Genomic DNA, 17,012 nt, shown 5'->3' on the forward strand with positions numbered 1-17,012 from the left:
AAAATAGTAGTAATTTTAGTTAATGAAAACTGATGATCTTACTACAATTCTCAAAGAAAAGATTCTTTCTCAGGAGTCTAAAGACAAACTTATAGCTCTTCATGAAAATATCTCATCCAAAGAATTTTCAGATATTTTGGATGTTCACGGAAACCAATATGTAGAATTTGTACAGGAAGGAGGCGGAGTTTGGGGAAGTGCATTAGTAGGATATCTATACGGACTGGAAATTTTCGGAATCCGTTTTTTAAGAATAGCCGGTACCAGTGCAGGAGCCATCAATACAATGCTGATTGCTGCCTGCAAAACCAAAGAAGAACCCAAAAGCAAGATCATAAGTGAAATTCTTTTTAATTGGAATTTTGCAGATTTCATGGATGGAAAAACGTATATAAAAACCACCATCCATTCTATGTTGAACAATAAAAATTTCTTTAAAATAAATGCCATTATTATTGGTTTTATTGCGTTTATCTTTCTCGTAGCTCCATTTGTTATTCCATTTCAGACACCACTGATTACGAAATTGCTATTTCTTTTGCCATTAATTCCCATTACCATTGTATTTTTTTGCTTCAGAAAAGTATATAATGATTTCAAAAAAAGAAACAGCGGACTGAATCCCGGAGTCATTTTTTCAAATACTATGAAAAAAGCTCTTGACGATTTCGGAATAAAAACCGTGGCCGATCTCAACAATAAATTTGTGCAAAAAGATTGGAAACTCAACCTACTCTATCGCTACGGAAATGAACAAGAATTTTATGATATTGCTCTGAAAAAAATTCAGGACATCAAAAATAAGAATGCGGAACATATTGATGAAACACGCTACAGAACTTTTTATGAAAGTGCCGTTGATAATATCTATTATAAAAATAATCCTTTCTATCGACTGAAATCTGAATATACTGTAATAACCACCGATATCAATGCAAAAATAAAAGTTGAACTCCCGAGAATGGCCAATCTCTATTGGCCTGAAGAAGAGCTGAAACACATCAGTCCCGCAGAATTTGTGAGAGCATCCATGTCAGTTCCTTTCTTTTTTGAGCCGATGCAGAAGAGAATCAACAAAGATGATGATTCTGTAAAATATGCATGGAAATTCTGGATGAATACACCACCGGAAGATATTTCTCCCATCGGAATTTTTATTGATGGTGGAAGCATATCCAACTTTCCTATTGATGTTTTTCATACCAGTGACATCTTCTATCCGAGGTTACCTTTGTTTGGAGTGCAACTGACGGGTGATTCCGAAATCGTATCTGAAAAAGGAAAAACCAGTGAACAGATTTTAAAAACTCCGTTTTCGTACGCAGGAAATATTATTGGTACTCTGAAAGGTTTCAATGATAAGTCTTTTCTTATGAAGCATACTTTTTACCATTTATTCAGCATTAAAACCGTGAATTGCGGAACAAGCAACTGGCTGAATTTCTTTATGAAAAAAGAAGAAAAGGAACAGCTTTTCAATGCCGGATTTTCTGCCGCTCTGGATTTCCTTAATAATTTTGATTGGGAAAAATATAAATATGAACGTATGATGGTAGCCATGAAAGAGAAAAAAATCCTGAAGGAAGAAGATACTCCAAGTGTGGGATAAGGAATATGAATTGGTTTATTAAAAATAAGAAAAACCTCCTTTTTGGAGGTTTTATATCTAATGCATGGCTTCACCCAGATCTACCTTTTCTTTTCCTTTTCTTTGTTTTACAAATAATACAAATGGAATACAAATAAGAAACATAATTCCCAAATAGAGGAACACATCCATATACGAAAGAACGGAAGCCTGCTTCAAAACAGATAAATTAAGAATTTTATAAGCCGACTGCAAGGCAACATCAGGTGTCATTCCTTTTGCCATAAAATTGGCTTTCAAAGCGACAATTCTCTGCTGAACATCAAAATCATTTACATTCAAATTTTCTGCAAGATATGCCGAATGTTTAGAAGTTTCATTGGCTATAAATGTAGTAATCACCGCAATTCCGAAAGAACCTCCCAATTGTCTCATCATTCCTGTAAATGCTGCTCCTTGTCCTATTTCTTGTCCTTTTAATGTACTTAATGCTAAAGTTGTAATCGGGATAAATAATAATCCCAGTCCCATTCCACGAACGATCAGCATCCAAAAAAAATCACTTTTTCCTACATCAGGTGTCAAAATTTTGTACCCCCAAAAACTGTAAACAAAGAAAATCAAAAATCCTAATGCTACAAGATATTGCTGTTTTACACCTTTTGATAAAAGCCTACCAATCAGTGGCATCATAAAAGCGGTAGTCAAAGCTGCCGGAATCATTAAAGCTCCTGATTGTAAAGCAGTCCAACCTAAAATACTTTGTGTAAACAACGGAATAATAAATGTAGAACCATATAATCCAAATCCTAAAATAAAGGACATTACGGTTCCGATCCTCAGATTACCATTTTTTAAAACCCTTAATTCCACAATTGGATAGCGGAATGTAAGCTCTCTCCACAAAAATAATATAAATCCGAGCGATGCAGCTATGGTTAAAATAATAATAGTATTACTTTCAAACCAATCATCTTCATGTCCTTTTTCCAGAATATATTGCAGTGAACCTACAAAAACAGCAAGTAATCCGATTCCCAACCAATCCACATCTTTTGCTTTTCTTTTTTCCGCATATTTCGGACTTCTTACAAACTGAAGTGTCATAATCGCTGCAACAATCCCAATCGGAATATTGATGTAAAAAATATAAGGCCAGCTGAAATTATCCACAATATATCCTCCTAAAGGTGGACCTAAAGTAGGACCAATAATAACACCCAATCCATAAATTGCTTGAGCCATACTTCTTTTTTCAACAGGATAAGATTCCGTAATAATCGTTTGTGAAGTTACCAGCAATGCTCCTCCTCCAATTCCCTGCATCAATCTGAAAAATACCAATTCCCAAATATTGGTAGCATTTCCGCAAAGAAAAGAACAAATGGTAAATATCATAATGGAAGCTGCAAAATAATTTCTCCTTCCAAATTGTTGCGAAAGCCAGCTTGTCATCGGAACAATTATTACATTCCCGATCGCATAAGCTGTAATTACCCAACCTACTTCAGAAAGTGTGGCTCCTAAATTTCCTTTCATTTCGTTCAGAGCAACATTCACGATTGTAGTATCCACAATTTCCAAAAGTGCACACAGAATTGCGGTAATGGTGATAATTACACGTCGTACTCCAAATTCAACTAAATTATTCTGATCCATTTATTATAGGACTTTTTTAGTTTATGAAAACTGCTTTCAATCCTTTCAATATTTTTGAATTCTGAAAGAACTTTTAATCATAAGAAAACAGTTCAAAATTTAATATTATAGTGATACTTCAGCAGAAACATTCATTCCGGCACGAAGTTTTTTGGCAATTTCTTTATTTAGATTTACAAAATCTATTCTTACCGGAACTCTTTGCACCACTTTTACAAAATTTCCGCTTGCATTATCCGGAGGTAAAATAGAGAATGAAGAACCTGTTCCAGGAGAGAAAGAAGTAACAACTCCTTCAAATTTTTCTTTTGGAAAAGCATCAATTTTTATTTCCACTTTTTGTCCTTCTATCATTTTATTCAATTGAGTTTCTTTAAAATTAGCAACCACCCAAACATTATTATTTCTAATCAAGCTAAAAAGCTGAGCACCTGCCTGAATAAACTGCCCCGTCTGAACAGGAATTTTGGAAACATACCCATCTTCCGGAGCTACAATTACAGTGTAAGAAAGGTTTAATCTTGCATTTTCTACATCTACTTCTTTTTGCTTTACCATCGCATCTGCTGAACCAATTTGTTGAGATGTAGCATTCGTTTGAGAAGCAACCACTCCTATTTGCTGAGCAGCCTGATTTTTCTGATCTATCAAAACCTGAAGTTGTCTGTCCGCAGATTGTTTTGCAGCCAAAACCTGCTCATATTGTTGCTGAGTAATAGAATGATCTTTTATAAGGTTGGAATACCTGTTCAAATCCTGAGTTGTTTTCCAAACATTTACTTTTGCTGCTTCTATTTGCGCATTGGCTGTAGCTACTGCCGCATTGGAAATATTAATATTTTTAGAAGCTGCATTTGCTGTAGCATGTGCAATAGCAACATTACTTTGTGCTGTTCCTAATGCTGCTTGTGCTTGTTCCACTGCCATTTTTTGATCTCTGTTATCCAAAACTACCAAAGTATCACCTTTATGTACAAACTGATTATCTTTTACTTTTACTTCCTTAATATATCCGGAAATTTTAGAAACGACAGGTGCCATATTGGTTGTGATCTGAGCATCATCAGTTTCTTCATGATATTGGCTGTATGTAATCTGTCTGTAAGCAAAATATCCAATTGCAAGGATGAAGACTCCTAAAATTATCGGAAAAACAATAGATCTCTTTTTTTTAGTTTCCTGAATTGGTTGGTTTTCCTGCATTGTATTCGTATTTTCCATTTTATTTTTTATAGTTTTTACTATTGATTTGAAATTGAAATTCCTGTGGTTTGTAATAATTTTCTGTATGCTAAAGCGGCATCTGCTTTTGCATTGACTACATTTACGTTTGCTGAAATCTGCGCTGCATCTGCATCAAGCAAATTGGTAATGGTTTCCAGACCGTTATTGTATTTATTTTTTGTAATTCTGAAATTTTCATTAGCCTGATCTACTGCTTTTTCATAAACGTCAATCTTTTTTTTAGCTAAAAGATAATTCTGAAAGTCACGATTCACTTCCAATTTTATCTGATCATTGATCATTTCATTGGTTGCATCCAATTTTTTAATTTGAGCTTCTGCATTCATCAGTGAAGCATTCTTTTTCCAAAGATTGGAAAGATTGTACTGAATTCCCAGTCCGATATTCGCTGCATTATAAACGGTAAGAATTTTTGGAACATCTGCCGCAATATAGCCCGCTGTCAAAGCAATTGTGGGAAGATTTTCGGCTTTTGCTGCTTTCGTTCCCAATTCTGCTGCTTTTTTCTGATAATCCAAAGCCTGCAAATCTTTTCTGTTTTTAAAGGCTTCATCTAAATAATAAGACACATTTTCTTCCTTAAGATTTTCAGAAATGTACGTCTGATCTACTTCAATAGCTGTACTTTCCGGAAGTCCCAAAAGCAAATCCATATTGATATTGGCAATATTGTAATTGTTTTCAGCATCCAAAAGCTGAAGTTCGATATTAGAAGTCTGTAGATTAGCTTTCAACCGGTCATTTCTTGCAATTACACCATTATTTTCAAGATTCAGAAAATTTTTGTCTCTTTCTTCGGCAGCTTTCAAATTTTCCTTTAAAACTTTTATTGTCTGATTCGCTTTAAATAAATTGTTATACGCTTGCGCTACATTATAAGCAATTGCTGTTTTATCATTTTCAGCAGAAAGTTTGGCAGCTTCTACAAGATATTCGGCAGATTGTATTCCGTATTTTATTTTTCCTCCTGCGTAAAGTGGTAACGAAAAATTTGCACTTCCAAAAAATGCAGAGTTGGCTTTCGGTGTGCTATTTCCTCCCTGCGATTTTGGTAAAATTTTCAAATCTACCTCAGCATTTGCCAATGCAAGTGCCGAAGCAGAAACTTTAAAATTTGGTAATTTATTATTTTTAGCATTTAGATAATTGGCTGTAGCTTCATCTATTTTAGCCGCATCTATTTTCAGTGATTTGGAATTTTGAATTCCTAAATTCACAGCTTCATCCAGTGTCAGCATTTTGGTTTCCTGAGCGTAATACAAGGTTCCAAAAGCAGTAAGCATCATTAATAATGCCTGATTATACATTCTCTTCATAACCTAAAAGGTCTTTTAATAAATATTTTATATGTTGATTAAGTTCCTGATAATATTTCTCTTCAAAAATTTCATCGTCTTCTTCATTATTCAGAAATTCTTTGTACATTTCCTTTCCATTGGAAGCATAAAACAATGTTCCACTCACTGTGGAATGTAATAGATAGATTGCCGGATTTTTCTTAAAAATTCCTTTTTCTAGTCCACTTTCCAGAATTTTTGAATACATAGAAATAAAACCCATTTTTGCTTGCTTAAGAAATTCAACAATTTGCGGATTTTCTGCATGCAGCTGCTCTCTTTGCATGATTCTGTAAAAACACTTTTGTTTTCGTACTCTGTCTATAAACTGATCAACTATTCTCTCTATTTTTTCCCATTCATTGAGGTCAGTTCTCTCCAAAATATCTTCTGAAAAAAAGCGCCCTTCATTCATCCTGAATTCTACCAGTTTCTCATATAATTTTTCTTTCGAACCAAAATAATAGGAAATCATAGAGATATTCACATTCGCCGCTTTGGAAATTTCTCGAGTGGAAGTCCCATCAAAACCCTTTTCAGCAAAGAGTTTTTCGGCACTCAATAATATATTTTCTTCTTTTGAAACCATATTCTTTAATGAAATTCGAATGCAAATGTAAACAATTATTTAAAATAATCAAACGATTGATTGAATTTCTTTTTATTAAATTATTCTTAAAATGATTTAGAGATTTAAGTATCGGCTAAAACATATTCAAAAAATCATTATCTTTGGAACTATAAAAAATTTAAAATATGAAAAAAGTAATCTCAATTCTGGCAATCGGCCTATTTACTTTAGGTTTTGCACAAGAAACACCAAAGAAAGATGGATGTTGTGCCGGTAAAAACAAAAAAGAATGTTCTACAAAAGACAAAAAAGCATGTGCAGACAATCACAAAAGTTGTGATTCCAAAGATGCAAAAGACAAGAAAGCAACAAAAGCTAAAAAAGTAGCTTAAATTATAAAAAGTGAACCGATTGGTTCACTTTTTTTATGAATTTTTGTGGATGTATCTGGATAATTTTATTCCCAAATCTGTCCATACTATTTTGGAATTTCCATTGCGTTCCAAGTGATAATCCGCTGTGGAAATTTCCTCAAGAATATGTTCAATATTAGCTCCGTGAACGTATCCTGAAAATTTTTCCCAGTTAAAATTATTGATATTGATTTTTTTGTAAACCAAATTCATAGAACCATAATTCTGCATCAGTGCAAGGCGAAAAATCTCCGAACAGTATTCCAGAAAACTTTTCTGCTTTTCCCGATTCCAGGATGCAATTTCTCTCGCCCATCGAATGATATTTTTCAGAAGCTCAGGTTTTTTCTTCACCATAAAGGCTTCCCGAACCCACTGAACAAAAAGTTCTTCAAATTCCGAGACTACATTTCCGGAGCGAATTTGCTTCAAAGCATCATTAAAATTTCCCTGAGACTGAAACACAATTTCATGAATTCTGTCTCCTTCCTGATTAAATTTTTCCTGTAGAACCTCAACTATTTTTTCTTCATCTATTCTCGGAATTTCAACAATTTGTGTTCGGGAAAGAATCGTTGGCAAAATGCTGTCTGTACTTTCAGCATTGAGAATAATAATGGTTTTTGCAGGAGGTTCTTCCAAAAATTTTAAAAATTTATTGGCAGCAGATTGGTTCATTTTATCGGCTCTCCATACAATCAGGATTTTTGTACCGCCTTCAAAACTTTTAAGGGAAAATTTTTGACCGATCTCGTCCATTTCATCAGCAGAAATAAAGAACTGTTTGTTTTCGGATTCTAAAATTCTGGTAAAATCTTCAAAATCAGAATACGGATTTTCAAGGATCATTTCCCGGAATTCTTCAAAAAAACGTTTGCTCAAAGAATTATTTTTTTCGGTAAAAACAGGGAAACTAAAATGCAGATCCAGATGATTAAGATGCTGAACTTTAGAAGCTGCATGCTCATTTTCACGAGACAAAATTTCCTGTGCATAAGCCAAAGCCAATGGAAAAACTCCATAACCTTCTTTACCTACAAAAAGCTGAGCGTGGCTCACTCTATTATTATCAATACTTTCTTTGAGGAGATTTTTAAGATTTTCCTGCCCTACAATATCTTGCCAGTTCATGCATCAAAGATAATGATTTGCAAAGACTATTTTTCAATTTCTAAAAAAATGCTCCGAAAGTTTCGAAGTGTTTTTAAGAGCTTGTTTAAGTTCTAATCAATAGTATTTCTCTTAATTTCCTAAAATAAACTTTGCTTATTATTATTTCTAACATTAAGATTTTTAGACAGATTACATTTTGTAAGCTCTATTTTTCATTCTTCAAATTAGTAATCAAAAGTTACTGAAATCAAACCAAAACTCTAAGACTTTTAGGCGAAACTTTAACATGAACAGGAGAAGGAATTTTATTGAATTCTCCATCAATATGCCAATTCTTGGTATTCACTTTAAATTCTGCCTCGGAAACAGGAAGATAAGTAACGTATTGATCGTCTTTCAACGTTTTATTAAACATTCTAAAAGCAAACAACAAAGCATAATGCATCGGAAATTTTTTCACCAAAACAATATCTACCAAACCGTCACTTTTGCTGGCTTTTGGTGCGATATAAGCATTGTTTCCGAATTGTCTTGTATTGGCGACATTCAGCATCAGATATTTACCGCTATATTGTTTCAAATTTTCGGTGATAAATTTCACTTTGATCGGCTTGTAATTCAAGAAAGTAGTGATGGAAACTTTCACATAATTTTTAAATCCCCGACTTGTTTTTTCAAATTCTTTCACAACTTTACCATCAAAACCCGTCCCTGAAACGTTGATTGAAAGTTTTTCATTGACGGTGAAAGTATCAATCAATCTGTAGTTTTTGCTTTCAATTTTAGATAAAAGTTTATCCAAATTCTTATTAAAATTGGTTTCTCGGGAAAAACCATTCCCTGAACCTGCAGGAAATATTGCCAGAATTTTTTCCGTATCAATAAGGTTTTTTGCAACCGTAGAAATAGTGCCGTCTCCACCGATAGCCACGAAAATATCCGTTTTATCAAAATTTCTACGAATAAACTCATCCGTTCCTTCGATAGAATCTGAAATATAATAGTTGGGATTTTTTACTTTCCTTTTCAATTCTTCAAGAAAAGGTTTGTAATTTTTTTTTGCCGAAAAAGGATTGATTATAAAAGCGACTCTTTCCATCGGAACAAAAATATAAAAATGCTTCCTGTTGAGAAGCATTCTTTATCATAATTTCATTCTTTTCTTAAATTCCGGGTTCAAATTGTTTCCAATTTCTTGCCATGATATTGGAATTACAATATCTCCGGCTGCAAAAGCTGCAATTTCATAAGGACTGTAGTGAAAGTAAAGGTTTTTTCTATCAAAATAAAAATTCTCTGTTGCAGGAATTTTTTCTACTAAAAGCATTTCAATATTATCTACGTTTCCATTTTCATCAGTAGTTCCACTTGGCATTTTGTTGATGTTTTTCATCAAAATTTTAGAAATTGCTTCATTGTTCATAGAAGTAATATCTGATAATACCAGCCTTTTCTTATTTTTTAAATCAAAAACTCTTTCATTGAAATAATAATTATCATGCGCTCCACCCATATATGAACTACCACTATATTGGATGTGCAAATACTCATTCTGAATAGAAACGACCTCCATATCGCTATTCTGATACCATTCTTGGGAATAATCTATCTGTGCAAGCCAGTCTTTATTTTCTTTTTGGGTAGATTCATAAAAATTGGATCTCTCTGTTTCCAGATAAGTTTTAATTCCTTTTTTTGAAAAATCTTGTAGTTTCGGTACAAAAAAGTAAATACTGTCTAATAGAGCTTTTTCCTTAATAGAAGGAAATACTAATGTTTTATCATAATATTTTAAAACAAGAGAATCTGTAATTTTAGCAGAATCTTTTACCACAACAGAATCTATTTCAAATTTTTGCGGAGCATTTTCTTTAATGGTAACGCTCTCTGATTTTGATTCCTTTTTTTTACAAGAAACTGCAAAAAGCGTGGAAATTAAAAATAAAAATACAAGTTTTTTCATAAGGCAAAATTTAAAAAACCGTTCAAAATTTGAACGGTTTTGTTATTTATGTTTTATTGTTTAGTCATTAGGAATTCTATTCTTATCAAATGTATCACTTCCAAAAGCTAAAACAGGAATAAAAATAAAGCCTAAAAAGAAAAGCAAAATAGTGTATAAAGGAGTTTCTTTTCCAAAACCTTTAGCTAATCTGTCGTTCGTAACCCAACTGGCATAAAGATTAACGAATGGAATTAAAAACAGAACAATCCACCAAAGCGGCTTTTTTATGATATCCAAAAGTACAATAATATTGTAAAATGGAATAAATGCAGCCCAAGCATCATCTCTTCCTGCTTTTTGGAAAATTTTGTACATACAAAATCCATAAAATAAATACACAATCAAATAGAAAATCATTATTCCGATTCCCATACCTGCAGCTGCAGCTGCACCAGCTCCGTCATAAGAAGCATCATACTGTAAAATAGTAAGATTCATAATTTGAGTTTTAAAAGTTTATGCTAAAATAAAAAAACTATTGAAATATTCAATAGTTTTTTTAAAAATTTAATATACTTTTTTTGCTTCTATGCATCAATATTAGCATAAACTGCATTTTTTTCGATAAATTCTCTTCTTGGCGGAACTTCATCTCCCATCAACATGGAGAAAACAGAATCTGCTTCCACTGCATTTTCTATTGTTACCTGCTTCAAAGTTCTGTTTTCAGGATTAAGAGTGGTTTCCCAAAGTTGCTCCGGATTCATCTCTCCAAGACCTTTATAACGCTGAACTTCAACACCTTTTCCATCTGCAGACATATCAAGAGTTTTTTCTTCACGCTCTTTTTCGTTCCACGCATAGATTTTTTTATTACCTTTTTTCAACAAATATAATGGTGGTGAAGCTATATAAACATAACCATTTTCAATCAACTCTTTCATATATCTAAAGAAGAAAGTAAGAATAAGGGTAGAAATGTGAGAACCATCAATATCAGCATCGGTCATAATCACAATTTTGTGATAGCGAAGTTTAGACATATTCAATGCTTTGGAATCTTCTTCCGTTCCTACAGAAACTCCTAAAGCAGTATAAATATTTTTGATTTCTTCATTATCATAAACTTTATGAAGCATTGATTTTTCGACATTCAAAATTTTACCTCTCAATGGTAAAATTGCCTGAAAATGTCGATCACGACCTTGTTTTGCAGTTCCACCTGCGGAATCTCCCTCTACTAAAAAAATCTCTGATTCTGCCGGATCTTTTGAAGAACAGTCGGAAAGTTTTCCCGGAAGTCCGCTTCCGCCCATTGGTGATTTTCTTTGCACCATTTCGCGGGCTTTTTTTGCAGCTTGTCTTGCTTTTGCAGCTAAAACAACTTTCTGAACGATCGTCTTCGCTTCATTCGGATTTTCTTCAAGGAAATTGGTAAGCATTTCGCCTACAATTTTATCTACTGCTCCGGAAACTTCAGAATTTCCTAATTTTGTTTTGGTTTGCCCCTCAAACTGCGGCTCCATTACTTTTACGGAAACAATTGCAGTAAGACCTTCACGGAAATCATCACCTGTGATGTCTACTTTTTCTTTTTGTGGAATTCCCAAATCATCCGCATACTTTTTCAAAGTTCTTGTTAAAGCTCTTCTAAAACCTGCTAAATGTGTTCCTCCTTCATGTGTATTAATATTATTCACATAAGAATGTAGATTTTCATTAAAAGAAGTATTGTAACGCATCGCAACTTCTACCGGAATATCATCACGTTCTCCTTCCATGAAGATTACATGTTCCATGATTGATTCACGGCTTCCATCGATATATTCTACAAATTCTTTTAATCCACCTTCCGAATGGAAAACTTCTGTTTTGAAAGAACCGTCTTCCAGTTTTTCTCTTTCATCTGTTAAAGTAATGGTAATTCCTTTATTAAGATAAGAAAGTTCTCTTAAACGATTTGCTAATGTATCGTAATTGTAAACTAATTCCGTAAAAATAGTATCATCCGGCTGAAAAAACTGTTTGGTTCCTCTTTTGTCGCTTTTTCCAATTTCTTCTACTTCCGTTTGCGCTTTTCCTCTGGAATATACTTGCTGATAAACGTTTCCGTCTCTGTAAACAGTGGTAATCATTTCATTAGAAAGAGCATTCACACAGGAAACTCCAACTCCGTGAAGACCTCCGGAAACTTTGTAAGAATCTTTATCAAATTTACCTCCTGCTCCGATTTTGGTCATTACCACCTCAAGAGCAGATTTTTGTTCTTTCTCGTGAAAATCTACAGGAATACCACGACCGTTATCTGTAACTTCGATAGCATTACCTTCTTTTATGGAGACTGTAATGGTATCACAATATCCCGCCAAAGCTTCATCTATGGAATTATCCACTACTTCATAAACCAAGTGGTGAAGACCTCTCACTCCTACATCACCAATGTACATGGAAGGACGCATACGAACGTGCTCCATTCCTTCCAATGCCTGAATACTACTTGCTGTATATTGTTTTTGACTCATATATATTTTTTAGACTTTTTAGAAAAAAGAAGTAAGAATAAAGACTTTTTCATCGATCTTTTTTCTTGCTTCTTTACTGTTTTTCTTTTTAAAAGAATGCTCACAAATATCGTAAAAAAAATCGGGATATGAAAGTTTTAAAAACTCTCTAAAATAAGAAGTTTTCCACAAATATTCAGCGAAATTTTTTAAAATAAAAAAGCGGAATATCAATTCCACTTTTAAGCTCTTATCATTCTTTGATTCCCTTTTTTATTATTTGTTTGTTAGATTCTGTTGTTATTTTGATGATGTACATTCCTTTTGCAAGACTTTCAGTATTTATATTTTGTACTTGATGATATGAGAGCACAATTCTACCACTCATATCTACAATTTCAACTTTCTTAATTTTTTCATTTGATTTAATAGTTAGTTGATCTTTAAATGGATTATTTATTTGAATTGAATTTTCAGCATTATTTTCAGAAATGGATAATGCATCATAATTAATGATATATCTTACTACAATTCCTGACAAATAAAATAAATAGAGATAATTATCTTTTACAATTAAATTAGTATCTATTGCACTAAATGGAAACGAATTTGTATCCACAATATGCATTAGCTCATTATTGATCAATAATTGATTACCTGAACGAGAGTAACAAGTAATGCCATTATAAAATTCCCCTGTTTTGGGTTGCTCTAAAACAAATGTGTTATCATTATGATCTGAAGCTAATAATACATGAAAGTGCGATCCGTTAGAATAGCTATCATTAATATTTATCTCACCCATATTTCCAAAGTTCAAATCCAAATTACCGTCCGGCTTTGTTCTGGTAAGATAATAGTGACCAGAATAATCATCTTTGTCACTAATCATATTTATTATAGAACCGTCATTTTCATTTACAGAATAGCCTTTATGAAAAACTGGAATATCTGATATTCTTCCTTTTCCGTTATCTCCATAAGAAAGATCCAAATTACCTGAATTGATATCAATTTTTCTGTAATAGGTGACTTCTTTAGCATTTGAATTAGGACGCTCGTAGATATAATTATCTTTGAGTAAAATATCGTTGAAACCAATACTAAACGGATCAGAAATTGGTGGTATTGAGCTATCTATCAATTGACAACCGTTATTACCATAAGTAATATCTATATTTCCAGTAGATGTATACTTACAAAATTTATTTTCGGTTCTTAGCAAAATTTTATTATCTGGTAATACTTTAAAGTATCTATGTTCTCCATTAATATCTAATGCGCCAGAATTACCAAAGCTATAGTCTAACATTCCATTTGCTAGATATTTTCTTCCGGGATAAAGATATACATACGATTCGTTAGCAAAAAAAGGCAATTGCTCATCAAATCCCAATTTCGTAACAGAAATCTTACCATCAATTCCGAAAGTAGAATCTAAAGTTCCATTGTTGTTTATTCTTATAAATTTAACTGCAATACCATCTGTATCTGGACCCCATGGATAAGATAGTATAATCTTATCATTTTCAAAATAAATAGACAAGAAGTATTGTATACCATTTTCTATAACTACAACACCATTATTTCCAAAACTAGTATCTTTTTTAAGTGTAATTTGTGCTTTAGAGCTTGCTAAAGCCAACAAAAAGAAAGTAATAATTATTTTTTTCATGATTTATATTTTTTGTTTAATTCAAATGTAAAAAACAATAACTATACATTTATGTGCAAATGAGTATTCAATACATCTGAATTAGAATTCGTTAAAAACAAAAAAAGCGAACTTTAAAGTCCGCTTTTTCAAATAAATATAATAAGATAACTTACACCAATTTCATTAAAAGATTCTCATCAATTTTCTCCACTTTCACCAAATTATGTTTGGTTAGATTTTTAGAAGCCTTGTCCCATTTTTTACCGGAAAGTTGACTTCTTTCTTTCACTTCAGCCAAAGCAAACGGTTCTTCCTGAGAATTCAAAATCTCAAGAATTACTTTTTCATCTTCGCCTAATTCCACTTGTGGAGTAGTTTTTTCAGGACGCATTTGCGGGAAAAATAACACTTCCTGAATCGATTCGTTATTCGTTAAAAACATTATTAAACGATCCATGCCAATTCCTAATCCGGAAGTTGGAGGCATTCCGTATTCTAAAGCTCTTAGGAAATCCTGATCAATAAACATGGCTTCATCATCACCTTTTTCAGAAAGTTTTAATTGTTCTTCAAAACGTTCTCTCTGGTCAATCGGGTCGTTTAATTCTGAATAAGCATTTGCAATTTCTTTTCCACAAACCATTAATTCAAAACGTTCTGTAAGACCTTCTTTGCTTCGGTGTTTTTTGGTTAAAGGGGACATCTCGATCGGATAATCGGTAATGAAAGTAGGCTGAATAAAATTTCCTTCACATTTTTCGCCGAAAATCTCATCAATCAATTTTCCTTTACCCATTGTTTCATTCACTTCAATTCCGATAGATTTTGCAAATTCTCTAAGTTCGTCTTCCGTTTTTCCTGTAATGTCAAAACCTGTAAATTTTTGTATCGCTTCCGTCATGGAAATTCTTGGATATGGAGCTTTCCAATTAATTGTATGTTCTCCAAATTGAAATTCTGTAGTTCCATTAACGGAAACTGCGCAGAATTCCAACAATTTCTCCGTAAAATCCATCATCCAGTTGTAATCTTTGTAAGCTACATAAATTTCCATTGCTGTAAATTCCGGATTGTGGGTTCTGTCCATTCCTTCATTACGGAAATTTTTAGAAAATTCGTACACACCGTCAAATCCACCAACAATAAGTCTTTTCAGATATAATTCGTTTGCAATTCTTAAATATAAAGGAATATCCAAAGCATTATGATGCGTGATGAAAGGTCTTGCTGCCGCTCCACCAGGAATTGATTGTAAAATAGGAGTTTCCACTTCAAAATATCCTGCATCATTGAAAAAAGTACGCATCGCATTGAACAATTTTGTTCTTTTCACAAAAACTTCTTTGATATGAGGATTCACCACCAAATCTGCATAACGCTGTCTGTAACGTAATTCAGGATCAACGAAAGCGTCGTGCACATTTCCTTCTGCATCTACTTTTGGAAGCGGAAGCGGACGAAGAGATTTTGTTAAAAGCGTAAAATTTTTCACCATAACAGTCTTTTCTCCAACTTGTGTAGTGAACAACTCACCTTCAACACCAATAATATCACCAATATCTAAAAGGTGTTTATACACTTCGTTATATAACGTTTTATCTTCTCCAGTACAAATTTCGTCTCGATTAAAATATACCTGAATTCTTCCTTTAGAATCCTGAAGTTCAGCAAATGAAGCCTTTCCCTGAATTCTTCGAGACATTAATCTTCCGGCGATTTTCACAGATTTTCCTTCAGAAAAATCCTGTTTTATAGATTCTGTAGTATCAGTGATGGTATATTCATCTGCCGGGAATGCATTAATTCCCATTTTCCCAAGTTCTTCAAGTTTTTGTCGGCGTATAATTTCCTGTTCAGATAATGACATTTTTTTCTGTTTTTTTCGAGTGGCAAAATTAAGAATTTTCAGTTTAAATATATGACAAAAATTCGCCACAATAGAAACAAAAGATTTTTATACTTTTTTAAGTTTTTCAAAAGTCCAAAAAAGCAGACAATGAAGGCAATTCACTTTTTTCTATTTTGAAAATTTCTTATTTTATTTAAAACCTTTCTTTTGTGGTAAAATATATTTTTAGATTTCTGCCATGCATTGAAAATTTCCAAATAAAAAAGACAGCCGAAATTGCTGTCTTTCAAAATATATTGCTAAAAAAATTATTTCTTTTTCAGAGACAAAATATATTCTGCCATTTTTTTGGCATCTTCTTTAGAAATCTGCGGATGTGGCTGCATCGGAACTTCTCCCCAATTTCCACTTCCACCTTCTATTATTTTAGAAGACAGTAATTCTATGTCTTTTTCAGAATATTTTGCAGCAATTTCAGAATAAGAAGGCCCTACAAATGGTTCATTATCTTTATGACAACTCAGACAATCAGAACCCAAAATCAACTGATATCCGGGAAGATTTTTATTACCTTCAGCTATTTCCTTTTTTAAAGGTGTTCCCTCAACTGGTTTTTCTTCTTTTTTAGAACAGGAAAAAACAGCAATGAAGCCCAATAAAAAAATGGTTTTTCTCATTTTAAAAATTATTTTGCAGCAGCAGAATCAACTTTTGCCGGTGCTGCAGAATTTTCCGCAGGTTTTGCAGAAGGTGTATTGGCACTTTCAGCTCCTTGATCGACAGGTGCTTTCATGGCAGCAGAATCTACTACTTTATTTTCCGGTTCCTGCAACATAGTATTGCTGTCTTGTAATGAATGATCCGGCGCTTTTTTACAACCTACTAATGATAAACTTCCTATAAATGCAATTGCTAATACTTTTTTCATTGTTTTTAAAATTTTTACAAAAATAAGATTTTCGGTTTTAGATTCCATTTAAATTTTCCAAAAAATTATTTGTTTATTCAAAAATGATAGTTAAATTTGCCTTAATGAAAATTGCAGTAAACAAAACTTGGTGGTGGAACTCAAAATCTTGTCAAAGGTCTTGAAGCATTATCGTTTTGTTTGAAATACATAATTAAAACATCAAA

At 32.9% G+C, this 17,012-nt stretch carries 15 protein-coding genes; 2 read left to right on the forward strand and 13 right to left on the reverse strand.

All coding sequences use genetic code 11. From position 1 onward, the window contains the following. Positions 1–22: 22 nt before the first annotated feature. Entirely contained in the window at positions 23–1,609 is a 1,587-nt protein-coding gene (locus AC2A1C_RS02040; RefSeq protein ID WP_484022971.1) for a patatin-like phospholipase family protein, read from the forward strand. Between the two features lie 57 nt (positions 1,610–1,666). Here AC2A1C_RS02040 and AC2A1C_RS02045 read toward each other — a convergent pair whose 3' ends face one another. The 4 genes from AC2A1C_RS02045 to AC2A1C_RS02060 form a co-directional block, all read right to left on the reverse strand. Next, positions 1,667–3,247 carry a DHA2 family efflux MFS transporter permease subunit gene (locus tag AC2A1C_RS02045; RefSeq protein ID WP_484022972.1) on the reverse strand — a complete coding sequence of 527 codons (1,581 nt, stop codon included), beginning with the start codon at positions 3,245–3,247 and terminating at the stop codon, positions 1,667–1,669. A gap of 105 nt (positions 3,248–3,352) precedes the next feature. After that, positions 3,353–4,468, reverse strand: a complete 1,116-nt coding sequence (locus tag AC2A1C_RS02050) for an HlyD family secretion protein (protein ID WP_484022974.1) — start codon at positions 4,466–4,468, stop codon at positions 3,353–3,355. Between the two features lie 20 nt (positions 4,469–4,488). After that, on the reverse strand, positions 4,489–5,808 hold the full coding sequence (locus AC2A1C_RS02055) for a TolC family protein (protein ID WP_484022975.1): 1,320 nt from the start codon (positions 5,806–5,808) through the stop codon (positions 4,489–4,491). After that, complete coding sequence (locus AC2A1C_RS02060) at positions 5,792–6,418, reverse strand: TetR/AcrR family transcriptional regulator (protein ID WP_484022976.1); 627 nt, start codon at positions 6,416–6,418, stop codon at positions 5,792–5,794. The genes AC2A1C_RS02055 and AC2A1C_RS02060 overlap by 17 nt, the downstream gene beginning before the upstream one ends. 167 nt (positions 6,419–6,585) lie before the next feature. On the opposite strand from AC2A1C_RS02060, the gene AC2A1C_RS02065 reads away from it, so the two are divergent. Beyond that, complete coding sequence (locus AC2A1C_RS02065) at positions 6,586–6,792, forward strand: hypothetical protein (RefSeq protein WP_484022978.1); 207 nt, start codon at positions 6,586–6,588, stop codon at positions 6,790–6,792. A gap of 33 nt (positions 6,793–6,825) precedes the next feature. On the opposite strand, the gene AC2A1C_RS02070 is transcribed toward AC2A1C_RS02065, so the two are convergent. From AC2A1C_RS02070 to AC2A1C_RS02110, 9 genes are all read right to left on the reverse strand, one after another. Continuing rightward, positions 6,826–7,944, reverse strand: coding sequence for a DNA polymerase III subunit (locus tag AC2A1C_RS02070; RefSeq protein WP_484022980.1), 1,119 nt, complete (start codon positions 7,942–7,944; stop codon positions 6,826–6,828). 229 nt (positions 7,945–8,173) lie between these two features. Continuing rightward, entirely contained in the window at positions 8,174–9,025 is an 852-nt protein-coding gene (locus tag AC2A1C_RS02075; protein ID WP_484023158.1) for a diacylglycerol/lipid kinase family protein, read from the reverse strand. Between the two features lie 45 nt (positions 9,026–9,070). Continuing rightward, a complete protein-coding gene (locus tag AC2A1C_RS02080) occupies positions 9,071–9,889 on the reverse strand; it encodes a DUF3298 and DUF4163 domain-containing protein (RefSeq protein WP_484022982.1) in 819 nt (272 codons plus the stop codon). Positions 9,890–9,949: 60 nt separating this feature from the next. Beyond that, entirely contained in the window at positions 9,950–10,369 is a 420-nt protein-coding gene (locus AC2A1C_RS02085) for a DUF5684 domain-containing protein (RefSeq protein ID WP_484022983.1), read from the reverse strand. Between the two features lie 89 nt (positions 10,370–10,458). Beyond that, a complete protein-coding gene (gene gyrB, locus AC2A1C_RS02090) occupies positions 10,459–12,393 on the reverse strand; it encodes a DNA topoisomerase (ATP-hydrolyzing) subunit B (protein WP_484022985.1) in 1,935 nt (644 codons plus the stop codon). 232 nt (positions 12,394–12,625) lie between these two features. Continuing rightward, the gene (locus AC2A1C_RS02095; RefSeq protein ID WP_484022987.1) at positions 12,626–14,047 is read right to left on the reverse strand and encodes a T9SS type A sorting domain-containing protein; all 1,422 of its coding nucleotides are present in this window, start codon (positions 14,045–14,047) and stop codon (positions 12,626–12,628) included. Between the two features lie 151 nt (positions 14,048–14,198). Beyond that, a complete protein-coding gene (gene lysS, locus AC2A1C_RS02100) occupies positions 14,199–15,896 on the reverse strand; it encodes a lysine--tRNA ligase (RefSeq protein WP_484022988.1) in 1,698 nt (565 codons plus the stop codon). A 290-nt stretch (positions 15,897–16,186) separates the two neighbouring features. Next, positions 16,187–16,555 carry a c-type cytochrome gene (locus tag AC2A1C_RS02105; RefSeq protein WP_484022989.1) on the reverse strand — a complete coding sequence of 123 codons (369 nt, stop codon included), beginning with the start codon at positions 16,553–16,555 and terminating at the stop codon, positions 16,187–16,189. Positions 16,556–16,563: 8 nt separating this feature from the next. Next, complete coding sequence (locus tag AC2A1C_RS02110; RefSeq protein ID WP_484022991.1) at positions 16,564–16,806, reverse strand: hypothetical protein; 243 nt, start codon at positions 16,804–16,806, stop codon at positions 16,564–16,566. Between the last annotated feature and the right edge of the window lie 206 nt (positions 16,807–17,012).

This window comes from Chryseobacterium sp. HNCC26DJ241 (assembly GCF_057180505.1).

Bases quoted from the DNA above. Each gene is read 5' to 3' on its own strand.
- AC2A1C_RS02040 (WP_484022971.1), top strand. From the start codon at position 23: ATGAAAACTGATGATCTTACTACAATTCTCAAAGAAAAGATTCTTTCT.
- AC2A1C_RS02045 (WP_484022972.1), bottom strand. From the start codon at position 3,247: ATGGATCAGAATAATTTAGTTGAATTTGGAGTACGACGTGTAATTATC.
- AC2A1C_RS02050 (WP_484022974.1), bottom strand. From the start codon at position 4,468: ATGGAAAATACGAATACAATGCAGGAAAACCAACCAATTCAGGAAACT.
- AC2A1C_RS02055 (WP_484022975.1), bottom strand. From the start codon at position 5,808: ATGAAGAGAATGTATAATCAGGCATTATTAATGATGCTTACTGCTTTT.
- AC2A1C_RS02060 (WP_484022976.1), bottom strand. From the start codon at position 6,418: ATGGTTTCAAAAGAAGAAAATATATTATTGAGTGCCGAAAAACTCTTT.
- AC2A1C_RS02065 (WP_484022978.1), top strand. From the start codon at position 6,586: ATGAAAAAAGTAATCTCAATTCTGGCAATCGGCCTATTTACTTTAGGT.
- AC2A1C_RS02070 (WP_484022980.1), bottom strand. From the start codon at position 7,944: ATGAACTGGCAAGATATTGTAGGGCAGGAAAATCTTAAAAATCTCCTC.
- AC2A1C_RS02075 (WP_484023158.1), bottom strand. From the start codon at position 9,025: ATGGAAAGAGTCGCTTTTATAATCAATCCTTTTTCGGCAAAAAAAAAT.
- AC2A1C_RS02080 (WP_484022982.1), bottom strand. From the start codon at position 9,889: ATGAAAAAACTTGTATTTTTATTTTTAATTTCCACGCTTTTTGCAGTT.
- AC2A1C_RS02085 (WP_484022983.1), bottom strand. From the start codon at position 10,369: ATGAATCTTACTATTTTACAGTATGATGCTTCTTATGACGGAGCTGGT.
- gyrB (WP_484022985.1), bottom strand. From the start codon at position 12,393: ATGAGTCAAAAACAATATACAGCAAGTAGTATTCAGGCATTGGAAGGA.
- AC2A1C_RS02095 (WP_484022987.1), bottom strand. From the start codon at position 14,047: ATGAAAAAAATAATTATTACTTTCTTTTTGTTGGCTTTAGCAAGCTCT.
- lysS (WP_484022988.1), bottom strand. From the start codon at position 15,896: ATGTCATTATCTGAACAGGAAATTATACGCCGACAAAAACTTGAAGAA.
- AC2A1C_RS02105 (WP_484022989.1), bottom strand. From the start codon at position 16,555: ATGAGAAAAACCATTTTTTTATTGGGCTTCATTGCTGTTTTTTCCTGT.
- AC2A1C_RS02110 (WP_484022991.1), bottom strand. From the start codon at position 16,806: ATGAAAAAAGTATTAGCAATTGCATTTATAGGAAGTTTATCATTAGTA.